The 21,383-nt window shown below is 67.1% G+C and carries 20 protein-coding genes; 10 read left to right on the forward strand and 10 right to left on the reverse strand.

Annotation, left to right across the window (positions count from 1 at the left end; genetic code table 11):
• Positions 1-115: 115 nt before the first annotated feature.
• Positions 116-655 (reverse strand): hypothetical protein, encoded by a 540-nt coding sequence (locus ABIB58_RS08825; protein ID WP_045810287.1) that lies wholly within the window; start codon positions 653-655, stop codon positions 116-118.
• A 188-nt stretch (positions 656-843) separates the two neighbouring features.
• Here ABIB58_RS08825 and ABIB58_RS08830 point away from each other — a divergent pair, with 188 nt between their 5' ends.
• The gene (locus ABIB58_RS08830; protein ID WP_354040367.1) at positions 844-1,767 is read left to right on the forward strand and encodes an Hsp33 family molecular chaperone; all 924 of its coding nucleotides are present in this window, start codon (positions 844-846) and stop codon (positions 1,765-1,767) included.
• 40 nt (positions 1,768-1,807) lie between these two features.
• On the opposite strand, the gene phoB is transcribed toward ABIB58_RS08830, so the two are convergent.
• The 6 genes from phoB to ABIB58_RS08860 all read right to left on the reverse strand — a co-directional run bounded on the left by phoB (position 1,808) and on the right by ABIB58_RS08860 (position 8,468).
• A complete protein-coding gene (phoB, locus tag ABIB58_RS08835) occupies positions 1,808-2,500 on the reverse strand; it encodes a phosphate regulon transcriptional regulator PhoB (RefSeq protein ID WP_017505977.1) in 693 nt (230 codons plus the stop codon).
• 20 nt (positions 2,501-2,520) lie between these two features.
• On the reverse strand, positions 2,521-3,246 hold the full coding sequence (gene phoU, locus ABIB58_RS08840) for a phosphate signaling complex protein PhoU (RefSeq protein WP_017505976.1): 726 nt from the start codon (positions 3,244-3,246) through the stop codon (positions 2,521-2,523).
• A gap of 4 nt (positions 3,247-3,250) precedes the next feature.
• Positions 3,251-4,198: a phosphate ABC transporter ATP-binding protein PstB gene (gene pstB / locus ABIB58_RS08845; RefSeq protein WP_185223868.1), complete on the reverse strand. Its 948-nt coding sequence runs from the start codon at positions 4,196-4,198 to the stop codon at positions 3,251-3,253.
• Between the two features lie 4 nt (positions 4,199-4,202).
• Entirely contained in the window at positions 4,203-5,507 is a 1,305-nt protein-coding gene (gene pstA, locus ABIB58_RS08850) for a phosphate ABC transporter permease PstA (protein ID WP_354040370.1), read from the reverse strand.
• Positions 5,500-6,930 (reverse strand): phosphate ABC transporter permease subunit PstC, encoded by a 1,431-nt coding sequence (gene pstC, locus ABIB58_RS08855; protein ID WP_354040372.1) that lies wholly within the window; start codon positions 6,928-6,930, stop codon positions 5,500-5,502. Before pstC ends, pstA begins: the two co-directional genes overlap by 8 nt.
• Before the next feature lie 140 nt (positions 6,931-7,070).
• The gene (locus ABIB58_RS08860) at positions 7,071-8,468 is read right to left on the reverse strand and encodes a sensor histidine kinase (protein WP_354040374.1); all 1,398 of its coding nucleotides are present in this window, start codon (positions 8,466-8,468) and stop codon (positions 7,071-7,073) included.
• 144 nt (positions 8,469-8,612) lie between these two features.
• Here ABIB58_RS08860 and ABIB58_RS08865 point away from each other — a divergent pair, with 144 nt between their 5' ends.
• The 8 genes from ABIB58_RS08865 to ychF all read left to right on the forward strand — a co-directional run bounded on the left by ABIB58_RS08865 (position 8,613) and on the right by ychF (position 17,975).
• Positions 8,613-10,901: an ATP-binding protein gene (locus ABIB58_RS08865; protein WP_082064380.1), complete on the forward strand. Its 2,289-nt coding sequence runs from the start codon at positions 8,613-8,615 to the stop codon at positions 10,899-10,901.
• A 134-nt stretch (positions 10,902-11,035) separates the two neighbouring features.
• Positions 11,036-11,668 (forward strand): 50S ribosomal protein L25/general stress protein Ctc, encoded by a 633-nt coding sequence (locus ABIB58_RS08870; protein ID WP_354040377.1) that lies wholly within the window; start codon positions 11,036-11,038, stop codon positions 11,666-11,668.
• Positions 11,669-11,754: 86 nt separating this feature from the next.
• Positions 11,755-12,363, forward strand: a complete 609-nt coding sequence (gene pth, locus ABIB58_RS08875) for an aminoacyl-tRNA hydrolase (RefSeq protein ID WP_017505969.1) — start codon at positions 11,755-11,757, stop codon at positions 12,361-12,363.
• 49 nt (positions 12,364-12,412) lie between these two features.
• On the forward strand, positions 12,413-12,799 hold the full coding sequence (locus tag ABIB58_RS08880) for a hypothetical protein (protein ID WP_017505968.1): 387 nt from the start codon (positions 12,413-12,415) through the stop codon (positions 12,797-12,799).
• 69 nt (positions 12,800-12,868) lie between these two features.
• Positions 12,869-14,950 (forward strand): TonB-dependent receptor family protein, encoded by a 2,082-nt coding sequence (locus tag ABIB58_RS08885; RefSeq protein ID WP_354040380.1) that lies wholly within the window; start codon positions 12,869-12,871, stop codon positions 14,948-14,950.
• The gene (locus ABIB58_RS08890; protein WP_354040382.1) at positions 14,950-16,305 is read left to right on the forward strand and encodes a PepSY-associated TM helix domain-containing protein; all 1,356 of its coding nucleotides are present in this window, start codon (positions 14,950-14,952) and stop codon (positions 16,303-16,305) included. The genes ABIB58_RS08885 and ABIB58_RS08890 overlap by 1 nt, the downstream gene beginning before the upstream one ends.
• Before the next feature lie 13 nt (positions 16,306-16,318).
• Positions 16,319-16,810: a copper chaperone PCu(A)C gene (locus ABIB58_RS08895; RefSeq protein WP_017505966.1), complete on the forward strand. Its 492-nt coding sequence runs from the start codon at positions 16,319-16,321 to the stop codon at positions 16,808-16,810.
• A gap of 70 nt (positions 16,811-16,880) precedes the next feature.
• Positions 16,881-17,975, forward strand: a complete 1,095-nt coding sequence (ychF, locus tag ABIB58_RS08900; RefSeq protein WP_017505965.1) for a redox-regulated ATPase YchF — start codon at positions 16,881-16,883, stop codon at positions 17,973-17,975.
• Here ychF and ABIB58_RS08905 read toward each other — a convergent pair.
• From ABIB58_RS08905 to ABIB58_RS08915, 3 genes are all read right to left on the reverse strand, one after another.
• Entirely contained in the window at positions 17,968-18,501 is a 534-nt protein-coding gene (locus ABIB58_RS08905; RefSeq protein ID WP_354040385.1) for a hypothetical protein, read from the reverse strand. The two genes, ychF and ABIB58_RS08905, sit on opposite strands and share 8 nt — an antisense overlap.
• A gap of 68 nt (positions 18,502-18,569) precedes the next feature.
• Positions 18,570-20,003, reverse strand: a complete 1,434-nt coding sequence (locus tag ABIB58_RS08910) for a hypothetical protein (RefSeq protein WP_205195877.1) — start codon at positions 20,001-20,003, stop codon at positions 18,570-18,572.
• A gap of 72 nt (positions 20,004-20,075) precedes the next feature.
• Positions 20,076-21,065, reverse strand: a complete 990-nt coding sequence (locus ABIB58_RS08915) for a helix-turn-helix transcriptional regulator (RefSeq protein ID WP_205195876.1) — start codon at positions 21,063-21,065, stop codon at positions 20,076-20,078.
• Positions 21,066-21,156: 91 nt separating this feature from the next.
• Here ABIB58_RS08915 and ABIB58_RS08920 point away from each other — a divergent pair, with 91 nt between their 5' ends.
• Positions 21,157-21,381, forward strand: a complete 225-nt coding sequence (locus ABIB58_RS08920) for a hypothetical protein (RefSeq protein WP_354040388.1) — start codon at positions 21,157-21,159, stop codon at positions 21,379-21,381.
• The last annotated feature ends 2 nt before the right edge of the window (positions 21,382-21,383 follow it).

Here is a 21,383-nt window from a genome sequence, read left to right on the forward strand (position 1 = left end):
CGTCTTAGCGGCCTTCGCGCCTGCGGCAAAGCCGAGCGATGCTGCTCACTGTGGGCAGATGCGCTAAAAGTTTGCCGCCCGTCGCGATTTTTTCACAACGGGCGGCATGAAAATATCAGAAGCGCGCGATGCGATGCACGTGACTGTCAGGACGACGGCTTTCGAGCACCGCTGCGCCGACGGCGGCGGCGATGGTCGCCACCGCCAGCAGCGCGCCGCCTTCGCGGGCGTGATCACGCGCATATTGACCGGCGTCGTCAGCATAGCGGCGCGCCGTCTTGCCATGTTTCTTCAACGCCTTCTTGCCGTCCTTGCGGGCCGAACGGAACCAGTCGTCGGCGCGGTCGCGGAAATCGTAGGCGCTGTCTGCGGCGCGGTGGCGGGCGTCGCGCGAAAAGGCGCCGGCGCGTTCGCCCACATCCTCGGCGCGGTGGCGGAAGGCGTCGACGGCGTCGTGGAAACGGTCGCGCAGTTCGGACGTATCGACCCAGCCGCGCGGGTCGATGCGCGACTTGATGCGCTGGTAACGGGTGGGGCCGCTGCGTTGCGTCAGATAGACGACGGCGACAGCGCCGAGCGCGACCGCGAGGAGGCTGCCGGCGGTGATGCCGGGGTGTTTGCGAATCTCTTCGATCGGATCGATGTCGCGGATCATCGGCGGAACCTCTTCAGTTATTGGCGTCTTGAACGGAGCGACGGCTCCGCTTGAGCCAAAAGAGCGATCCGCGCCGAAATCGGTTCCGTCGCCCTCTCCCAAGACCCGGCGGACTAGCCCCCTTATCAAGTCGCTTACGGGCGCCTACATAGCCGCGATCCCCAAATGACGCCCCAAAGGACCTCGCCGTGGCCGATCACGCGCCCAACATTCCCGTTTCCGACGATCTGGCCGCCGCCTTCCAGATCGAAGGCTGGCCCGTGCGCGGTCGCCTGGTTCGCCTGGGCGCGACCATCGACAAAATCCTGGCCGCCCACGCCTATCCCGAGCCGGTCGCCGCCCTGTTGGGCGAGGCCTGCGCGCTGGCGGCCCTGATCGGCTCCAGCCTGAAGTTCGAGGGTCGCCTGCTGGTCCAGGCGCAGGGCGACGGCCCCGTGCGCTATGTCGTCGCCGATTACGGCACCGACGGATCGCTGCGCGGCTATTGCCGCTATGACGAGGCTGAGGTCGCCGAGGCGTCGCAGGGGTTCGCCCGCCCCGGCGCCCGCTCGCTGCTGGGCCAAGGCGTCTTCATCATGACGCTGGATCGCGGCCCGGACTTCGAGCGCACCCAAGGCATCACGCCGATCGAGGGCGAAAGCCTGTCGCTGGCGGCCGAACACTATTTCCAGCAGTCAGAACAGGTGCCGACCAAGGTGCGTCTGGCCGTCGGCCAGGTTCAGACCGAGGCCGGATCGCAATGGCGCGCCGGCGGCGCGATGATCCAGATCATCGCCGGCGACGAGGCCCGCGGCTCGACCGAAGAAGTCTGGGACCGCACGCGAGCCCTGTTCGGGACGCTGGGCGATGACGAGCTGGTCGATCCGACGATCTCGCCCGAGACGCTGCTGTTCCGCCTGTTCCACGAGGACGGCGTGCGGCTGGAGGGCGCGCGAGAACTGACGGCCGTCTGCCGTTGCTCGCGCGAACGGATCACCTCGGTCCTCGCGTCCTTCGATCCGGCCGAGCGCGCCGAGATGCTGGAGGACGACGGCAAGATTCGCGTCACCTGCGAATACTGCGCCACGGTCTATGCGCTGGACCCCGACGAAGTGGTCGCGGAGCAAATCTGAACGAGAAAGGGCGGCTCCGGGGAGCCGCCCTTTTTTGATCTCAGCCTTCCAGATCCAGCGAATAGCCCGCCGAGCGAACCGTGCGGATGGGATTGGCGCTTTCGTCGGCGATGGCCAGGGCCTTGCGCAGGCGACCGACGTGGACGTCGACGGTGCGGGCCTCGACATAGACGTCCGATCCCCAGACCGCGTCCAGCAGCTGCTCGCGGCTGAACACCCGGCCCGGGTGCTGCATGAAGTGGTCTAGCAAGCGGAACTCGGTCGGGCCCAGATGGACCTCCTTGCCGTTGCGCTTCACCCGGTGCGAGACGCGATCCACGACGATGTCGCCGTGGTTCAAACGGTCGTCAGCCAGACCCGGACGGATGCGGCGCAGGACGGCGCGGATGCGCGCGATCAGCTCCACCATCGAGAAGGGCTTGGTCAGATAGTCGTCCGCGCCGGTGTCCAGACCGCGAACCCGGTCGCTCTCCTCCCCGCGCGCCGTCAGCATGATGATCGGCAGGTTGCGGGTCTCGGCCTTGCCGCGAATGCGACGGCAGACCTCGATGCCCGACAGCTTGGGCAGCATCCAGTCCAGCAGAACCAGATCGGGCAGACGCTCGTCGATCTGGAGCATGCCCTCCTCGCCGTCGGCGGCGACGGCGACGTCGTAGCCTTCCTTTTCGAGATTGTACTGAAGAAGGGTCGCCAGCGCGTCCTCGTCTTCCATCACAAGGATATAGGGCTGCACGTCGGGTCTCCGGTCTCGGGTCAGTGCGTCGAAAGGTTCGGCGTCGGATCGGAATCCTCAGCCGTGGGCTGGGCGCGCGGGCGTTCGCCCACGATGTCCTCGCCCGTGATCTCGTAGTGCACGGTTTCGGCGATGTTGGTCGCGTGGTCGCCGATCCGCTCCAGGTTCTTGGCCATGAAGAGTAGATGGGTGCAGGCGCCGATCGTGCGCGGATCGCCCATCATGTAGGTCAGCAGTTCGCGGAACAGGGCGTTATAGTGCTCGTCGACCTCGTCGTCGGTCTGCCAGACGGCGACAGCGCGATCGAGTTCCGAGGCCGTGTAGGCGTCCAGCACATCGCGCAGGCGGGTCGACACCAGCCGTCCCATCCTCTCGATCGAACGGGTCAGGGGCTGCATCGGCTGGGCTTCGGCCAAGATCAGCGCACGCTTGGCGATGTTCTTGGCCAGGTCGCCGGTGCGCTCCAGATCGGTGGCGATCTTCATGGCGCCCAGGGTGCGGCGCAGGTCGCTGGCGACCGGCTGGCGCAGGGCGATCAGGCGGATCGCCTTCTTCTCGATATCGCGGTGCAGGGCGTCCAGCTTCAGATCGCGTTCGACCACGGCGCGGGCCAGGGCGATGTCGCGCCGGGCGACGGAGTCGATGGCGTCCGCGACCTGGGCCTCGGCCAGACCGCCCATGCGGGCGATCTCGGCCGTGATCTGGTTCAGTTCGTCGCCATAGGCTTTGACGGTGTGTTGGTTCATCGGATTAGCCGAAGCGTCCCGTGATGTAGTCGAGCGTGCGCCGTTCGCGCGGATTCTGGAAGATGTCTTCCGTGTCCCCGGTCTCGACCAGACGGCCCATGTGGAAGAAGGCGGTGCGTTGCGACACGCGCGCGGCCTGGGCCATCGAGTGGGTGACGATGACGATGCAGAACCGCTCGCGCAGTTCGTCGATGAGCTCCTCGATCCGCGCCGTGGCGATGGGGTCCAGCGCCGAGCAGGGTTCGTCCATCAGGATGACTTCGGGGTTCACGGCGATGGCGCGGGCGATGACCAGACGCTGCTGCTGGCCGCCTGACAGGCCCATGGCCGACGATTGCAGGCGGTCGGCGACCTCGTCCCACAGACCGGCGCGCTTCAGCGCCTTTTCGACGACCTCGTCCATCTCGGCCTTGGATGACACCAGGCCGTGAATCTTGGGCCCATAGGCGACGTTTTCGTAGATCGATTTCGGGAAGGGGTTCGGACGCTGGAACACCATGCCGACGCGGGCGCGCAGAAGCACCGGGTCGATGGAGCGGTCGTTGATGTCCTCGCCATCCATGGCGATGCGGCCCGTGACCTTGGCCCCGGCGATGGTGTCGTTCATGCGGTTCATGGTCCGCAAGAAGGTGGACTTGCCGCAGCCCGACGGGCCGATCAGGGCCGTGACGGTCTTGTCCGGAATATCCAGCGAGACGTCGTAGAGCGCCTGTTTGCCCTCATAGAAGACCGAGACATCGCGCGCGGCGATTTTGATCGGACCGACGGGCGGGCTGTCGACCACGGCGGGGCCCGACCGGGGCGTAGCGTCCTCGACGCGCGGTTCGGCGGCTGCGCCCTTGGACGGAGCGATTTCGGGCAGGACCTGGCCGCCCATGCGCGGCGCTTCGGTCGGATCGACCGAGCCTGCGCCGGTCTGGTCCTCGGCGGAGCGGAAAATACGGAATTTCATTCTCTTACCACCGACGCTCGAAGCGCCGCCTCAGGATAATGGCCGCCGCGTTCATGATGATCATGAAGACCAGCAGGACGATGATCGCCGCGGCGGTGCGTTCGTGGAAGGCCCGCTCCGAGGCGTTCTCCCAGATGTAGATCAGCGAGGGCAACGCCCCGACCGGCTGGTCGATGGCGTGCGGCACGCCCGGCACGAAGCTGACCATGCCGATCAGCAGCAGCGGCGCGGTCTCGCCCAGGGCGTGGGCCATCGAGATGATGGCGCCGGTCATGACGCCGGGCATGGCGAGCGGCAGGACGTGGCTGAACACCGTTTGGGTCTTGGATGCGCCCATGGCCAAGGCGGCCTCGCGGATCGACGGGGGCACGGCCTTCAGCGCCGAACGGGTGGCGATGACCAGGGTCGGCAGGGCCATAAGCGCCAGGACCAGACCGCCGACGATCGGACTGGCGCGCGGCAGATGCATCCAGTTGATGAACAGCGCCAGACCCAAGAGGCCGTAGACGATCGACGGCACGGCCGCGAGGTTGTTGATGTTGACCTCGATGATGTCGGTCAGCTTGTTCTTGGGCGCGAACTCTTCCAGCCAGATGGCCGCGCCGACGCCCAGCGGAATGGCGATCAGGGCCGTGACCATCAGCATCAGAGCCGACCCGACCACAGCGCCCAGGACGCCCGCCAGCTCGGGCTGTGTGGAATCGCCGTTGGTGAACAGGGCCGTGTTGAAGTGGGCGCCGATCACGCCATTGGCCTTCATCCGGTCCAGCCAGGCGATCTGCTGGTCGGTGAGACGGCGTTGATCCTCGGGCGTGGCCTTGGAGATTTCGCCCTTCAGATACAGATCGGCGTCATCGGACAGGGGCACGGCCAGGGGCACGGTCTCGCCGATGACTTCGCTGCGCTTGGCGACCAGATCGGCGGCGACGAACTTCAGCTCCGACGAGAACAGCCGCTTCATCTGCGCGGCCTTCGTCCCGGCCGCGTCGTCCTGAATGCCCATGCGGGCCAGTTGCTGTTCGGCGGCCAGTTGCTCGAAGTTGGAGCCCTGCGGATAGGCGCGGTCCACGCGCGTCGGGTCCATGAAGACCGGCACGGTGACGGTGTGGGTGTAGAAGGCGGTGTGGCCCTGCTCGACGATGCGGACCAGCAGCACGGCCAGGAATACCATGGCGGCGGCGATGGCCAGGCGGCCATACCATTTGAAACGCGTTTCCCTGGCGTGACGACGCTTCAGACCCGCACGCAGGCGGTCGAGACGTCCCTTGGCGGCCGCGCCGGCGATCTGATCGGGGGTGGCGTCAGTCATATTGTTCCCGATAGGTCTGCACGATCCGGTGGGCGATGATGTTCAGCATCAGGGTCACCAGGAACAGGGTCAGGCCCAGGCCGAAGGCGGACAGGGTCTTGGCGCTGTTGAACTCCTGGTCGCCGGTCAGCAGGGTCACGATCTGCACGGTGACGGTGGTGACAGTGTCCAGCGGATTGAAGGTCAGGTTGGCGGCCAGGCCCGCGGCCATGGTCACGATCATGGTCTCGCCGATGGCGCGCGACACGGCCAGCAGCAGGGCGCCCGCGATGCCCGGCAGCGCGGCGGGCAGCAGAACCCGCTTCACCGTCTCGGACTTGGTCGCACCCATGGCGAACGAGCCGTCACGCAGCGACTGGGGCACGGCGTTCAGAATGTCATCGGACAGGGACGACACGAACGGGATCAGCATGATGCCCATCACTGCGCCCGCCGTCAGGGCCATCTGGTTCTGAACCAGGGCCAGGTATTGGCCCAGCCCTTCCAGCGGTCCGCCGATCAGGAAAAGGCCGATCTCGTTGAACAGGACCCGCAGCAAGGGCCCGACGGTCAGGGCGGCGAAGAAGCCGTAAACGACGGTCGGCACGCCGGCGAGAACCTCCAGCAGCGGCTTGATCACGGCGCGGGTCGTGCGGCTGGCGTATTCCGACAGATAGATGGCCGACAGCAGGCCGATGGGCGCGGCGACGCACATGGCGATGACCATGATCAGCAGGGTGCCGGCGAACAGCGGCACAGCTCCGAAGGCGCCCGAGGATCCGACCTGATCGGCGCGGATCGCTATTTGCGGGCTCCATTGGGTGCCGAACAGGAAGTCGAGAACCGGCACCCTCTGGAAGAAGCGGAAGCTGTCGAAGGCCAGGGAGGCGATGATGCCCAGGGTCGTCAGGACGGCAATGGCCGAGCAGACGAACAGGGCGCCGTAGATCCAGCCCTCGACCCGATTGCGGGCGCGCGTCTGGGGCTTGATCTGCGTCAGGGCGAACAGTCCGCCCAGGATGGCGGCCAGGATGGCGGCGACGCCGCCGCCCCACGACAGGGCGCGTTCGATGCGAACCATGCGACGCGCCTCGACCGGCAACTCTTCGGCCAGCGGACGCTCCCAGATCTGCATGGCAGGTTCGCCGCGCCCCACGCGGTGGGCGTCGGCGAAGAAGGCGTCGCGACGGAAGGGCTCCAGCGCCGCGACTGCATCAGGCGTGCCGGCGGCCGTCAGCTGACGCTGCAGCGGGGCGGCGAAGACAGAGGCCAGGATCAGGACCAGCAGAGCCGGCGCGGCGACCCAGATCAGCGCATAGGCGCCGTGCTGGCCGGGGCGGGAATGGGGCTTTGCGCCGATCGCACGACGACGCGCCAACGCACGCCCGCCCAAGAAGGCGGCCGCACTCAAGGCGACGAGGATCAGCAGATAAATCCAGATCATTCAGAAGTCCGAAGCGCCGTGCGCGAATCGACGACGGTCCTGAACATCGGGACCAACGCGGCGCGACTACTGCCTGCGAATGGTCAGCGGATTACGACGGGTCGATGACAGTTGAGTGACAGCGATCGTCCGTCGCGCCCTCAGCGTCGCTCGATCGGTTGAGGGAACCAGGCGGTGAAGGCCGCGCCCACGCCCGGCGCGCTCTCGACCACCAGACCGCCTTGGTGACGGTTGATGATGTGTTTGACGATGGCCAGTCCAAGCCCCGTCCCCTGCCGCTCGCCGCTCTTTTGCCCCTCGACCCGATAGAAGCGCTCGGTCAGGCGGGGCAGATGTTCGCGCGCCATGCCGGGCCCATGGTCGCGCACCGTGACAGCGGCGTAGGAGACGCCAGCCGTGCGGTCCGGCGTGACCAGCGGCAGTCGTGTGGCGCCGGGCATGCGCGAGGCCCAGGCCTCGTCGAACGACAGGTCCGATCGGACCGAGATTTCGACCGTGCCGTTGCGTGACGAATATTTGACGGCGTTGTCGAGCAGGTTCTGCACCACCTGCAATATCTCGTCGCGATCGCCGCTGATCGACGCCCTCGCCTCCCCCTGATCCAGGGCGATGGCGATCTCTTTTTCGCGCGTCAGAACGCTGATGGCGTCGACCACGTCAGAGGCGGCGCGGTCCAGATCGACACGGCCAGAGGGCGGAATATGCTCGTTCAGCTCGATCCGGCTGAGCGACAGCAGATCCGCGACCAACCGCCCCATCCGGTCCGCCTGGGCCGACATGATGTCTAGAAAGCGGTCGCGCGCGACAACATCCTCGCGGGCATGGCCCTTCAGGGTCTCGATGAAGCCGCTGAGCGAGGCCAGGGGCGTACGCAGTTCGTGGCTGGCGTTGGCCAGGAAGTCCACGCGCATCATCTCGATACGGCGCGAGTCCGTTTCGTCGCGCAGGATCAGCAGGGCCAGCTCCGACCCGGCCTTCCCTGACGATTCGACTGAGAGCGGCCGGGTCCAGGCGCGCCAGCGTCGGTCGCGCTGACCGCCCGTCGCATAATCCGTCGTGCGGGCCGTCCCGCCGAACAGGGCCTCGTCCACCGCCTCCAGCACGCCCGGTTCGCGGATCACCTGGACCAGCAAGGCGCCCTGACGCTGGATACGCAGAAGCTCGCGCGCCGCCGCATTCGCCATGACAATGCGTCGCCCTGCGATGTCGTCCGGCTCGCCGCCGCTGACCACCAGCACCGGATCGTCCAGCGCCTCGAACACCCGGTCGAGAAGATCGCCCGTCATCATGTCGATGGCGGGCTCGATCGCAGCGCCTTGACTGGCCGCCGGCTCAGCCCTGCTCGCCTCGCTCATGTTCAAAAGCCAGGCCGAGGCCGCCACGATCACCGCCCCGCCGACCAGCCAGTTCGCCATTTCGGGATGCAGGATCGCCAGCACCAGCAAGGTCACGATGGCGATGCCGATGCTGGCGCCGACCGTCCACAGCCTTGAGGTGGAGACCGGCGCGACAGGCGATGGCGAGACTTCGTAAGGCATGGGTCCGGGCGACCTCGAACTGAAGAACGATTCCGATCCTTGCACGGATTCTGTGACGGCGTGCCGACAGCCTGCGGCGCCCATAAGCTTCGCCGCACGGTTTCTTTAGAATTGTCGCCTATCGTACGCTTAACGGGAGGCCTCGTGGACCGCATCATCCATTGCATTGCGCACGATCACGACTGGCGGATCACGCTGTTCGCTGCGCTCATCTGCATGGCCGGTCTGGGCGTCTCCACCCACGTCATGCAACGGATGGGTCGGCGCGATCCCGGGCGACGCCGTCGCTCGGTCCTGCTGGCCGTCATGATCGGCGCCCTATCCATCTGGGCGACCCATTTCGTGGCCATGCAGGGGTTCGTGGCCGGTGTGCCGGTGCGGCACAATCCGTTTCTGACGATCGCCTCTCTTGGAATCGCGCTGGCCATGATCGGCCTGACGATCGGCTCGACGTTGATGGGCAAGGGCCGCATGTGGCGCGTGCTTGCCGCGGTGATCGCGGTCGCCGGCGTCGGCGCCATGCATTATCTGGGCATGGCCGCCATCAAGGCGCCGGCGCACATCAGCTGGGACCCCGGTCTTGTCGCGCTGTCCATCATCGCGGCCCTGGCGATCGGCGGAACGACGGCCTTCTTCTATCGTCGAGGCGGCCTGCTGCGCCTGCTGGCGACGACGACGGGACTTTCGGCGACAGTTCTTGTTCTTCACTTCATCGGCATGTCTGCCATCACGGTGACGCCGGACCCGACCGTCGCCGCCGACCAGGGGCTCTCCAGCGAGGCGATGCGACTGCTGCTGGCCGCCATTCTGCTGATGATCTGCTCAGCGGCCGCCGTCCTGGGCATGATGGCCTATATTTCGCGCGCCACCGCGCTGCGCCGTATCCGCGAGGCGGTGGACGCCATGCCCGATGGCCTTGGCTTCTATGATTCCAAGGATCGGCTGGTGCTTTGGAATGCGCGCTATGCCGAGGTGAACCCCGAACTTGAGCCGCATCTGGTCGTCGGCCTGACCTTCCGAGAGGCCCTGCGCATCGGCATCGACGAAGGCCGCTATCAGGAAGCGGCCGGTCGCGAAGAGGAATGGTTGAACGAGCGCATGCAGGCGCGTCGTCAGTTGTCCTCGAACAGCGAGCAACAGGTTGCCGGCGGGCGCTGGCTGCGTATTCAGGACCGCCGTACATCCGAGGGCGGGACGGTCACGGTCTGCAACGACATCACCGATCTCAAGCGCGACGCCGAGGCCCTGTCCGAAGCGCGTGACGCGGCCGAGGCCGCCAACGTCGCCAAAAGCCAGTTCTTGGCCAACATGAGCCACGAGATCCGCACGCCGTTGAACGGTGTGATCGGCCTGTCCCAGGCTCTAGCCAAGACCGATCTGACGGCTGAACAGCGTGAGATGCTGGATCTGATGCAGGCGTCGGGAAAGACGCTGCAGACCCTGCTGAGCGACATCCTGGATCTGGCGCGTGTCGAATCGGGCAAGCTGGAGCTGACGGAAGACGCCTTCGAACTGGCGACGGTCGTGCGCGAGGCGGCTCAACTCTATGCCGAGAACGCGCGTGAGAAGCATCTCGACTTCCACGTCGATATCGATCTGGAGGACGACGTCTGGATCCTGGGCGATGCGGTGCGCCTGAAGCAGATTCTGACCAATCTGATTTCGAACGCCGTCAAGTTCACCAGTAAGGGATTCGTCGGCCTGATCGTGCAGCGCGGAGCGGATCGCCAGGGCTCGCCCGTGCTGCGCTTCACCGTCGAGGACAGCGGCATCGGCTTCGACGCCGCGACGCGGGCGCGCCTGTTCAGCCGGTTCGAACAGGCCGACGGCGGCATCACGCGCAAGTTCGGCGGTTCGGGACTGGGCCTGTCCATCTGTCGTCAGCTGGCCGAGATGATGGGCGGCGACCTGGGCTGCGAAAGCGAACCCGGCGGCGGCGCGGCCTTCATCCTGACTTTGCCGCTGATACAGACTGAGGCCCCGGCCCGCAAGGAACCGGCGCCGGCGCAACCCGCCGTCGTCGAGCAAGCGCGGACGATACGCGTGCTGGTCGCCGACGACCATCCGACCAACCGCCGCGTGATCGAACTGATTCTGGCGCAGACGCCGACGCAGATCGTGATCGCCGAGAACGGCGCCCAGGCGGTGGAAAGCTTCCGGGCCGACACCTTCGACTTGGTGTTGATGGACATGCAGATGCCCATCATGGACGGGCTGACCGCGACGCAGGAGATTCGCCTGCACGAGGCGACGATGGGTCTGGATCGCACGCCGATCGTCATGCTGACCGCCAACGCCATGCCAGAGCACGTCGCCGCCGGACGCGCGGCCGGGGCCGACCACCACCTGGCCAAGCCGTTCAACGCCGCAGAGCTGCTGGGCATCGTGGGGGCGCCGACCTCACTGCTGAAGGATCGCGCGCGGGCGGCGTGAAGCGGAACCTTTGACGGTTGCGCCTTGGACCTGATGCGTGTAATAGCCCGCGCTCTTGAATTCGAGGGTTCATCACCCCCGCCGCGAGAGCCCCGGGTTGGCGCGGCGTTTCCGTTGTTGTTGAGGCGAGCCACATGGCCGAGATCATTCTGAACGTGGACGTCCGCGATGGCGTCGGCACCGGCGGCGCTCGCGCTGCGCGTCGCGCCGGTTTCGTGCCGGGCGTCCTTTACGGCGGCGACAAGGCTCCCGTCGCCATTTCGGTGAACGAGAAGGACTTCCGCAAGTCGCTCTACACCGGCAAGCTGCTGGGCCACCTGGTGACCCTGAAGTACGGCGACGAGACCCAGCCGGTCATCGCCAAGGACGTGCAGTTCGACCCCGTTTCGGACCGCCCCGTGCACTTCGACCTGATGCGCGTCGATGAGAAGGCCCCGGTCAAGATCGAAGTGCCGGTGCACTTCCTGAACGCCGACGAAGCGCCTTTCGCCCGCCAGGGCGGTTCGCTGGAAGTCGTCCGCCACGCCGTCGAAATCCTGGTTCGCGCCGACCAGATCCCGGAAGAACTGGTCGTCGACCTGGCTAAGTCGCAGATGGGCGACACCATCCGCATCTCGGACATCACCCTGCCCAAGGGCGCGGAAGCCACCATCACCGACCGCGACTTCGTGATCGCCACCATCAAAGTCTCCTCGGCTGCTCTGTCGGCCGCTGCCGACGAAGCCGCCGACGCCGAAGCGGCTCCGGTCGAGAAGACCGAAGACTGATCCTTCGTCGCTTCGACAAGATCACGCCCCGCCCGGTTCGCCGTGCGGGGCTTTTCTTTGCCTGACGCAAACGGCAAGAGGACGCCATGATCATCATCGCGGGGCTCGGCAATCCGGGCGGGAAATACGAAAAGAACCGGCACAACATCGGCTTCATGGCCGCCGACGAGATCGCGCGCCGGTGGCGGTTCGGGCCTGAGCGCGCCAAGTTCCAGTCGATCGTCAGCGAGGGTCTGGTCGAGGGGACCAAGGTCCTGCTGATGAAGCCCCAGACCTATATGAACGAAAGCGGCCGGGCCGTCGGCGAGGCGTCGCGCTTCTACAAGATCAAGCCCTCTGAGATCATCGTCTTCCACGACGAGATCGACCTGGCGCCCGGACGATTCCGCATGAAGACTGGCGGCGGCGCGGCGGGACAGAATGGCGTCCGCTCCCTGATCAGCCACTTGGGCGCCGACTTCCGACGCGCGCGCATGGGCATCGGCCATCCGGGCGAGAAGGAACTGGTCATGCCCCACGTCCTGGGCGACTTCCACAAGGCGGAACAGCCTTGGCTGGACGCCATGCTTCAAGCCTGCGCCGACGCCCTGCCCTTCGCGATCGCGGGCGACGACGAACGCTATCAGGGCGAGGTCATGCGCCTTGCCCCCGCGCCCAAGTTCAGCCCCCGCCAGGCCGCGCGCGGCGAGCTTTAGGACAAACCGCGGCCTATCGCGCCGTCGCAAAACGCCGTAGAGGCCAGACGTGACCTGCGCCCAGGCCGACAATTGGTCGATCTCGCAATCGCTGGCCTTCCTGGCGGCGGTGTTCGCGCTCGTGCTCGGAACCCTGCTGCCGTTCGCGGCTCTGGCGGCGGTCCAGCCGGGCCACCCGCTGGTCATCTGTTCGGCGGAAGGCCCCCAGACGATCCAGTCCGGCGGTATGGACGGCCCGGTCAACAAGCACGTGGGGGCCAAATGCGCCGCCTGCGTCATGCCGTTGGCCGCCGCCCTGCCCTGCCCGCCTGCACCCGAGCCGGCGCCGGTGGTCCGCATCGTCGAGCGCGTCGTCTATGTCGCCGCCAGCGTCAGTCCGCCGCCGCCCGCGCGCGCGCCGCCGCGTCCGCCGTCCACCGCCCCGCCTCGCGCCTGAAACCAGACTGCCAGCCCGCGCCGGCCCCAGCGCCCGCGCGCCGTCTCGTTCTGATTTCAGGTTCATTCCATGTCCTTCAAGACCACCGTAGCGCCCTGCGCGCTGCTGCTCGCCGCCCTCTCCAACGCCGGTTGGACAAGCCCCGTTTGGGCCCAGCAGACGCCCGAACCGGCATTGCTGGATAGCGTCATCGTCACCGGCCGCCGCAACGCCGAGGATCCGCCCATCGTCGCAGACGCGCGACAGCGGCTGTCGCGCACGCCGGGCGCCGTTGCTGTCATTTCAGCCGAATCCTATGCCGACCGGTATGCGACCAACCTCGCCGACGTGCTGCGCGATGCGCCCGGCGTCTATGCCCAGAAGAAGTGGGGCGGCGACATTCGCCTGTCGATTCGCGGATCGGGCATAGGCAATGCGGCTCACAATCGCGGCGTTCTGCTGGCTCAGGACGGCGTGCCGTTCAACGAGGCCGACGGGTTCGGTGATTTCCAGCTGATCGACCCGCTGATCGCCCGCTACACCGAGGTCTATAAGGGCGGGAATGCGCTGCGGTTCGGCGGAGCCCTGCTGGGCGGGGCGGTCAATCTGGTGACACCGACGGGGCGCACGGCCTCGTCCAACCTGAACCTGCGCCTGGACGGCGGCTCTTACGGAACCGTGCGCGCCCATGCGGAGGCCGCGGGCGTTCGCGGCGACTGGGACGGTTTCGCCGCCGTCACGGGCCAGAGCGTCGATGGGTGGCGTCAACAGAGCGAAGGCAAGGCGCTGAACCTGTCGGGCAACATCGGGCGCAGCTTTGGGCAGGATCGCGAAGTTCGCCTGTTGGTCTCGTGGGGCGACATCCATCAGGAGATTCCGGGCAGCGTCAGTCTGTCCGACGCCCTGACAAATCCCGAGGCGGCCAATCCCGCCAATATCGCCCTCAACTATCAGCGCAATATGCGCTCGCTTCGCACCACTTTGCAGACCCGCTGGAGGCTGGACGACGCAACGGTGTTCGAGGGCGCCCTCTATGGAACCTGGAAGGATCTGGACCATCCCATCTTCCAGGTCATCGACCAGCAGAGCCGCAACTACGGTGCCTTTGGTCGGTTCGATTGGCAGGGCCGGATCGGCGGGATGCGCGCCGACGCCTTCTATGGCGCCTGGTATCGACAGGGTGATCTGGACGCCAAACAGTGGGTCAATGTCGGCGGACAGCAGAACGGTCTACGCGCCCGCAGCTTCCAGAACGGCAAGGGGCTGGATGTCTTCGGCGAGGGGCGGCTGTTCGTGACCGATCGCCTGGCGCTGGTCGCGGGAGGAACCTGGGGGCGCGCCGAGCGGGACTATCAGAGCTATGTCGTTCCCGGCGTCGTCGGCACGATCGACCTGACCACCGACAAGACCTTCGACTGGTTCGCGCCTCGCGCCGGCCTGTTGTGGGAGAGCGAGGACGGCGCCCAGGTCTTCGCCAACGTCACCCGCTCGATCGAGCCGCCCAACTTCTCGGCCTTGTCGCCGACTGCTGGCGGTTATCAGCCCCTCGTTCCGCAAGAGGCCGTGACCTGGGAAATCGGCACGCGGGGTCGCCGGGGACCGCTGACCTGGGACGTGACCGCCTATCGCGCCGATCTGAAGCACGAACTACTGAACTTTGCTGTAAACGCCGCCCTGGGCATACCGGCCGCGACCTTCAACGCGGGACCGACCATCCACCAGGGGATCGAAGCAGGGCTGGATTGGCGGATCGCGCCGGAATGGCGGCTGCGCCAGACCTACGCCTTCTCCGACTTCTATTTCGACGGGGACAAGGTCTATGGAGACGGCCACCTGCCAGTCGTGCCGCCGCACCTGTACCGCGCGGAGCTTCGCTACGACGATCCGGCCGGCTGGTTCATCGCGCCTAGCGTGGAATGGTCGATCAAGGATGCCTGGGTCGATTACGCCAACACTCTGAAGTCGCCGTCCTATGCGGTCGCGAACCTGAACATGGGCTGGACCGTCAATCGCCGACTGACGGTGTTCGCCGATGTCCGCAACCTGTTCGACGAAGCCTATGTGTCGAACTTCGGCGCGGTCACGGACGCCCGCGTGGCCACCGTGTCCAAGGCCGTCTTCTTCCCCGGCGACGGCCGTTCGGCCTATGTCGGCGTCAGGATGAGCTACTGATGGCGCGCAATCTCGACAAGACGACGCCGGACGACCTGTCCGACGCCTACCGCGCGGTCTGGCGCTGGCACTTCTATGCCGGCGTCTTCGTGATGCCGGTGCTGATGCTGCTGGCCCTGACGGGCGGGCTTTATCTGTTCAAGGACGAGATCGACGAGTTTCTTTATCGCGACATGATCCGCGTGCCGGCGGTTCAGGCCCAAGCGACGCCGAAAACCTGGGTGGCTTCGGCCGCCCAGGCCGCAGGCGGCGGGCGGGTCGCCAATCTGGTCATGCCTGCCCGCGACGATGAGGCGATCCGGCTGCGGGTCGATCGACCCGACGGCGTGCAGAAGACGGTCTTCGTCGATCCGCACACCGGGCGGGCCACGGGCGTCATTCCGGCCGGCGGGTTCATGGAGTTGGTCAAGAACACGCACAGCCTGACCCTGCTGGGGCGGCCGTTCAACATCCTGGTCGAGATCGTCGCCGGCTGGACGATCATTCTGTTCGCCACGGGGCTCTATCTGTGGTGGCCGCGCGGGCGGGGCGTGGCGAACTTCGCACCACAGACGACCGACGGTCGCCGCCGTCCGTTCTGGCGCGACCTGCATGCGCTGACGGGTTTCTATGTCGGCGGGGTGGTGCTGTTTCTGGCCGTGACCGGCATGCCGTGGTCGGCGGTCTGGGGCGACAAGGTCATGGGGGCGGTCAAGGAGACGGGGCTGGGGCGGCCGCCCGCACCCGTCGCCGGCGCCTGGCAAAGGGCGCAGCACCACGATGCGCCGGTCGGGACCGGCTGGACCATGGAGGGCATGGTGATGACCCACGACCACGCTGGCCATGGCGGCCTGGCGCAGGTTCTGCGGGTCGCGGATGAAGCCAGCCTGGCGCGCCCCTATACGGTGAACATCCCCAAGGCCGACGACACCGCCTATACGCTGACGACCCAGGCGACACGGGTTCAGGACAGCCGGTCGCTCTATGTCGATGCGGCCTCCGGGCGGCTGCTGGGCGACATCGGCTATGACCAGTTCGGCGCCGGCGCCAAGGCCATCGAGTTCGGCATCTATACGCACCAGGGCACGCAGTTCGGCCAGGCGAACCGCATCGTCATGCTGCTGGGCTGCATCGGCGTTTGGCTATTGGCGATCAGCGGCCTGGTCATGTGGTGGAAGCGCCGACCGCCCAATCTGTCGCGCCGGCGCCTGGGCGCGCCGCCCGCCCCGCCGGGACCGCGAGCGCGCGCCGCTGTCCTCGCCATCGTCCTGCCCCTCGCCATCCTCTATCCCCTGACGGGACTGAGCCTGATCGCGGCCGTATTGCTCGACCGAGCCCTACGTCCGATGATTCGGCGCCGTTCCGCCGCCTTGTGAAAGACTTGACGCCATGAAGATCAAACTCGCCCTTGCCGCCGCCGCCCTGTCGCTGGCGGCCTGCAATCCGTCCGAGCCCGCCAAGGCGCCCGCGGCTGAGACGCCGACGGCGGCCGCCGCCGTGACCGCAACCGACGCCTGGTGCCGCCCGTCGCCGAACGGGGCCAAGGCCGGCGGCTGCTACGTCACCCTGACCGCCGCGACCGACGACCGGCTGACGGGCGGATCGACGCCGCGCGCCGGATCGCTACAGGTTCACGAGATGAAGACCGAGAACGGCATGATGAAGATGGCCGAGCTGACGGCGGGCCTGCCCCTGCCCGCCGGTCAGGCCGTGGCCCTGGCGCCGGGCGGCAACCACCTGATGCTGATCGGCCTGACCGCGCCTCTCGTCGCCGGCGAAACCGTGCCCCTGACCTTCCAGTTCGCCTCGGCGCCGACGATCACAGTTCAGGCGCAGGTTCGCCAACCGGCCATGGAAGGCATGGATCACGGCGCCCACTGACCTCAGTTGAAGCGCGAGCCTGACAAACCGGTTCGAACCGGGTAAAGGCTCGCGCCTCACGAGGAATACCATGGCTCTTAAAGTCGCGATCGTCGGCCTGCCCAACGTCGGCAAGTCCACCCTGTTCAACGCCCTGACCAAGACGGCGGCGGCCCAGGCGGCCAACTATCCGTTCTGCACCATCGAGCCGAACACCGGCGATGTGGCGGTGCCCGAGGCGCGTCTGAACGCCCTGGCCGAGATCGCTGGATCGAAAGAGATCATTCCGGCCCGCATCACCTTCGTCGACGTCGCCGGTCTGGTGCGCGGCGCGTCCAAGGGCGAAGGCCTGGGCAACCAGTTCCTGGCCAACATCCGCGACTGCGACGCCGTGGCCTTTGTCGCGCGCTGCTTCGTGGATGACGACATCACCCACGTCGAGGACCGCATCGACCCGATCGCCGATCTGGAGATCATCGAAACCGAGCTGATGTTGGCCGACATGGAAAGCCTGGAGCGCCGCCGGCCGCAGCTGGAGAAGCGCGCCAAGGGCGGCGACAAGGAATCGGCCCTGACGCTGAAGCTCGTCGATCTGGCCCTGGCCCAGCTGAACGCCGGCAAGCCCGCCCGCACCGCCGAGGTGTCCAAGGAGGACATCAAGGCCTGGCACATGCTGCAACTGCTGACGGCGCTGCCTGCCCTCTATGTGGCCAACGTCGAGGAAGGCTCGGCCGACAAGGGCAACGACCTGTCCGACAAGGTCGCGGCCCGCGCCGCCGCCGACAACGCCAACTCGGTGGTCATCTCCGCCCAGATCGAGTCCGAGATCGCCGTGCTGGACGACGAAGAACAGAAGGAGTTCCTGGAGACCCTGGGTCTGGAAGAGCCCGGCCTGAACCGACTGATCCGAGAGGCCTATAAGCTGCTCGGTCTGCAGACCTATTTCACGGTCGGGCCCAAGGAAGCCCGCGCCTGGACCATCAATGTCGGCGACACCGCGCCCCAGGCGGCCGGCGTAATCCACACCGACTTCGAAAAAGGCTTCATTCGCGCCGAGACCATCGCCTTCGACGACTTTGTCGCTCTGCGTGGAGAAGCCAAGGCGCGCGAGGCCGGCAAGTTGCGCGCCGAAGGCAAGTCCTATGTCGTCAGGGACGGCGACGTGATGAACTTCCTGTTCAACTAGGCGGCGCGGCAGGCGGGGTTTCGGCCCCGTCCTTCTTCATCATCTTCGCCAGCGGATTGTCGGGTTCGGGCGCGCGCGGCGACGCCGGGCAACGCGCCAGTTTCACCGTCTTCATGTCCTGATCGACATAGGTCAGGTTCATCACGTCGCCGCTCGTGCTCATATGCACCCGCTCGGTCTGAGCCCGCCCCGCGCATCGCAGAACCGCGACATAACCGGAACCCGTCTCGTCGATGCTGGCGATGTCGCAGTTTCGGCCAAAGCCGTCGAAGCGCAGCGGCGTCAGGGTGATCGGGCTGCGTTCGCCTTGGGGGCGGGCGCACCATTGCGGGTTCGCCGCCCAGACCCCCACGAAGCTGCGCGGCCCGCGTCCGGCCAGAGAAGACGGTCCAGGCGGTTCGACCGGCTGCATGGCCTCGGGCGTGCGCAGGGGCGCCGCCGGTTCGTTCGGGGGATTGACCTCGTGATCGCCGCAGGCGGCCAGAAGGGCGATCGCGCCCGCCATCGGGATCAAGGCTGTTTTCATCCCGCCACAACGCCACGGCCAAGGTTCGGGTTCAATCCGATGACCGACGCCAGCGCCTGCGATCGGATTCAGCTCAGGACCACGCGGCCGTCGATCATCCGAAAGGCCACGCCGGTGCGCTGGAACAGGCGGGCGATGACGGCGGACGGATCGGACGCGCCCTGGTCCAGCAGCCGCTCGACATCGCCGCGCAGCGACGGGTCGCGCGATGTGCGGGTCAGGGCCGTCAGCCATTCCTCGCGGCTGAGCACGCCATCCGGCTGGCGCAACAGGGGTCTGAGGAAGTCGAACCAGTCGCCGCCGCTGCGCTGGCGTTGCGCGCCCTCCGCCGCTAGGGCGAAGACGGCCCCGCAGGCGTAGTAGGCGCGGTGTTCGCCCCTGGCGCCGGCCTGGGCGATCGGCTGGCGGGACAGGTTGACGCAGTCGTCCACCTCGGACTGAAGCTCGGCCCGGTCGTCATAGTTTGCGTCCAGGGCCTTCAGGGCGCGCACAGCCATCAGGTCGGCTCCGCCCTCGGTGATCCAGGCCTCATCGGCGAAAGCGTAGCGCACCGTCTGCCCCAGCCAGAAATGCGCCCCCTCATGGCCGATGAACCAGCGCGAACGCTCCATGATTTCCGGCTGGGGCGAGGTCACGCCCCTGCCCTCGAACGACATGACGATCAGGCCCGGCAGGACGCTGCCGCCCATGCTGGTCATGCTTTCGGTCGGCCCGTTCCAGGCCACCATGACGATGGGCGTATCGCCGCCGGAGCCCGGCGCGCCGAGGCGGTCGCGATAGTAATGACCGACACGCGGCGCAAAGCCGCGGATCTCCTCGCCGATCCACGGCGGCAGATTGGGGTCCATGACGGTCGAAAGGCCGTCGCCCGGCGTCACCGTCGCCTCGCCCAGCAGGACATAGCTGCGTTCGTCCGTCGTGGTCAGTTCGTCGCGGCGGCGGCCGTTGAACAAGACGGGTCCGTTCTCGTCCCGCCACGTCACGCGGGACGGTCCGCCATCCAGCCGGATCCGGTTCAGGTCATCCGGCACCTGCTCGGCCGCCTGGGCCGACGACAGGGCGAAGACGTCCAGTTGCCGGGTCGGCAGGGCCACCGCGCCATTGGAGAACAGCAGGGTCGGATACTCGGCCTCAAGATCCACCGCCTGCGGTCGGACGCGGAAGCGGACCTCGCGGGGAACAGGCCCGCCGTCCGTGCTGCGGATGATGTCGTAATGGCCGCGTCGCTCCATGACGACGCCGGGCGTCTTGACCGTCCATTGGCGCGGCCGCCAGGGCTGGCGCGAATCCTGTTCCAGCGCCGAATCCTGGAACGCCCAGACCGGCACGTCGCGCCCGAAGCGATAGTCGATGTTCAGGTGTTCGCCATCGCGGGTCACCGTCACCTGGGGTCCGTCTTCCGCCTGAAAGGTCGTCGGCGCCGACATGGGCCCGGCGGCGCAGGCGCCGCTCATCAGGGCGAGGGAGAGGACGGCTGACGAGGCGAAGGCGTGGACGCGCAAGGGCGATCTCCTGAAGGGCGGTCGGCGCGAAGCCTAGCGGTCGTCAACGCGTCGCGTCAGCTTACGGTTTCGTCAGGCTGAGGCCCGTTCCAAGGCGCGGCCTGCCGCAGCCAGTTCTCCGGCCATCACGGCCTTCAGCCGCTGCGGCGCCAATATCTGCACCTGCTCGCCCCAGGTGAACAGATGCCAGGCCAACTCGCGCATGCCCGAGGCGCGGAACCGCACGATCACGCCGCCGTCCGGCTGATTCTCGAACGACTGGGTGGGGTGCCAGCGCCAGCCCCTGGCCTCGGCCGCGCCCTCGGGCGCGATGCGCAGCACGACGTCCTCGATCTCGTCCTGATAGATGCCGAAGGACTGGCTGGCGAAGACGTTGAGATCGAAATCGGCGGGTGGTACGGCCATCCCCTCCTGCGGGGCGACGTGGCTCATTCGGTCCAGGCGGAAGGTCTGGATGCGGCCGGTCTCGCGGTCGGCGGCGACCAGATAGTTGGCCCGGCCGAACATGACGCCGCACGGCGCCACGCTGCGCCGACGCGGCTCGGCGCCCGGACGGGAATAGGTGAAGCCCAAGGGCTGCTGAGCCAGCACCGCCGCGCGGATGGCGGTCAGCATGGCCTCGTCGGCGGAGGGTCGAGGGCCGGCCTGAACCGCAATGGTCTCGGCCCGGACCAGGGCCTCCAGATCCGGCGCCATGCGGTTAAGGGTGGTTGACCGCATCGCCGCCTTCAGCTTGCGCTCCAGCCCCTCCAACGCCGTGGCGCGCGCCGGTTCGCCGGCGGCGCGCAGGGCGGTCGCGGCCTTGGACAGTTCCAGCATTTCGGTCGCCGTCGGGGCCTGTTCGAAGGCCGACAGACCGCCCCGGATGCGCCAGCGTTTGGACGGCGGGTCCGAGACCTCATCCACCTGGGGGAACAGCATCAGAACCGCGTCGCGCATCCGTTCGGCGGTGCGGCGGCCGACGCGCATGTCGCGTGCGATCTCGTCCAGACTCAGCCCTTCGGCGCTGGCGGCCATGCGGCGCGCCAGATCGATCACCATCGCCGCCTTGTCGTGTCTCAATGCTCTCGCCGATCCCTACGTCCGTTTCTGACGCAACACTGCTTCATAACGACATCATCGACAAGAGGCCCCCGCTTCAGGAGATCATCAGATGGCGCATTTCCAACCCGCCCAGACCGTCAACGCCAGCCGCTACATCATCGTGCCGTGCGAGGCCGATGGGTCGTCCGACCTCGCCGTGATCTGGGACCGGCTGGAGGAACAGGTGGTCGACGTCATCTCGGCGGCCGCGAGCAGCCGCTATTCGGACGAGGACATGCTGTGGGACGAAGGCCGCGCCTGCGACATGGCCCCCGAGTGGCGGATGGCGGCCTGAGC

It is taken from the genome of Brevundimonas sp. UYEF29, assembly GCF_040546195.1.
Classification (GTDB): Bacteria; Pseudomonadota; Alphaproteobacteria; order Caulobacterales; family Caulobacteraceae; genus Brevundimonas; species Brevundimonas huaxiensis.

Excerpts from the sequence above, each read along its gene's own strand:
- ABIB58_RS08860 (WP_354040374.1), bottom strand. The coding sequence starts at position 8,468 with ATGCCTTACGAAGTCTCGCCATCGCCTGTCGCGCCGGTCTCCACCTCA.
- ABIB58_RS08885 (WP_354040380.1), top strand. The coding sequence starts at position 12,869 with ATGTCCTTCAAGACCACCGTAGCGCCCTGCGCGCTGCTGCTCGCCGCC.
- ABIB58_RS08895 (WP_017505966.1), top strand. The coding sequence starts at position 16,319 with ATGAAGATCAAACTCGCCCTTGCCGCCGCCGCCCTGTCGCTGGCGGCC.
- pstA (WP_354040370.1), bottom strand. The coding sequence starts at position 5,507 with ATGACTGACGCCACCCCCGATCAGATCGCCGGCGCGGCCGCCAAGGGA.
- pth (WP_017505969.1), top strand. The coding sequence starts at position 11,755 with ATGATCATCATCGCGGGGCTCGGCAATCCGGGCGGGAAATACGAAAAG.
- ABIB58_RS08825 (WP_045810287.1), bottom strand. The coding sequence starts at position 655 with ATGATCCGCGACATCGATCCGATCGAAGAGATTCGCAAACACCCCGGC.
- pstC (WP_354040372.1), bottom strand. The coding sequence starts at position 6,930 with ATGATCTGGATTTATCTGCTGATCCTCGTCGCCTTGAGTGCGGCCGCC.
- pstB (WP_185223868.1), bottom strand. The coding sequence starts at position 4,198 with ATGAAATTCCGTATTTTCCGCTCCGCCGAGGACCAGACCGGCGCAGGC.
- phoU (WP_017505976.1), bottom strand. The coding sequence starts at position 3,246 with ATGAACCAACACACCGTCAAAGCCTATGGCGACGAACTGAACCAGATC.
- ychF (WP_017505965.1), top strand. The coding sequence starts at position 16,881 with ATGGCTCTTAAAGTCGCGATCGTCGGCCTGCCCAACGTCGGCAAGTCC.
- ABIB58_RS08905 (WP_354040385.1), bottom strand. The coding sequence starts at position 18,501 with ATGAAAACAGCCTTGATCCCGATGGCGGGCGCGATCGCCCTTCTGGCC.
- ABIB58_RS08920 (WP_354040388.1), top strand. The coding sequence starts at position 21,157 with ATGGCGCATTTCCAACCCGCCCAGACCGTCAACGCCAGCCGCTACATC.
- ABIB58_RS08870 (WP_354040377.1), top strand. The coding sequence starts at position 11,036 with ATGGCCGAGATCATTCTGAACGTGGACGTCCGCGATGGCGTCGGCACC.
- ABIB58_RS08890 (WP_354040382.1), top strand. The coding sequence starts at position 14,950 with ATGGCGCGCAATCTCGACAAGACGACGCCGGACGACCTGTCCGACGCC.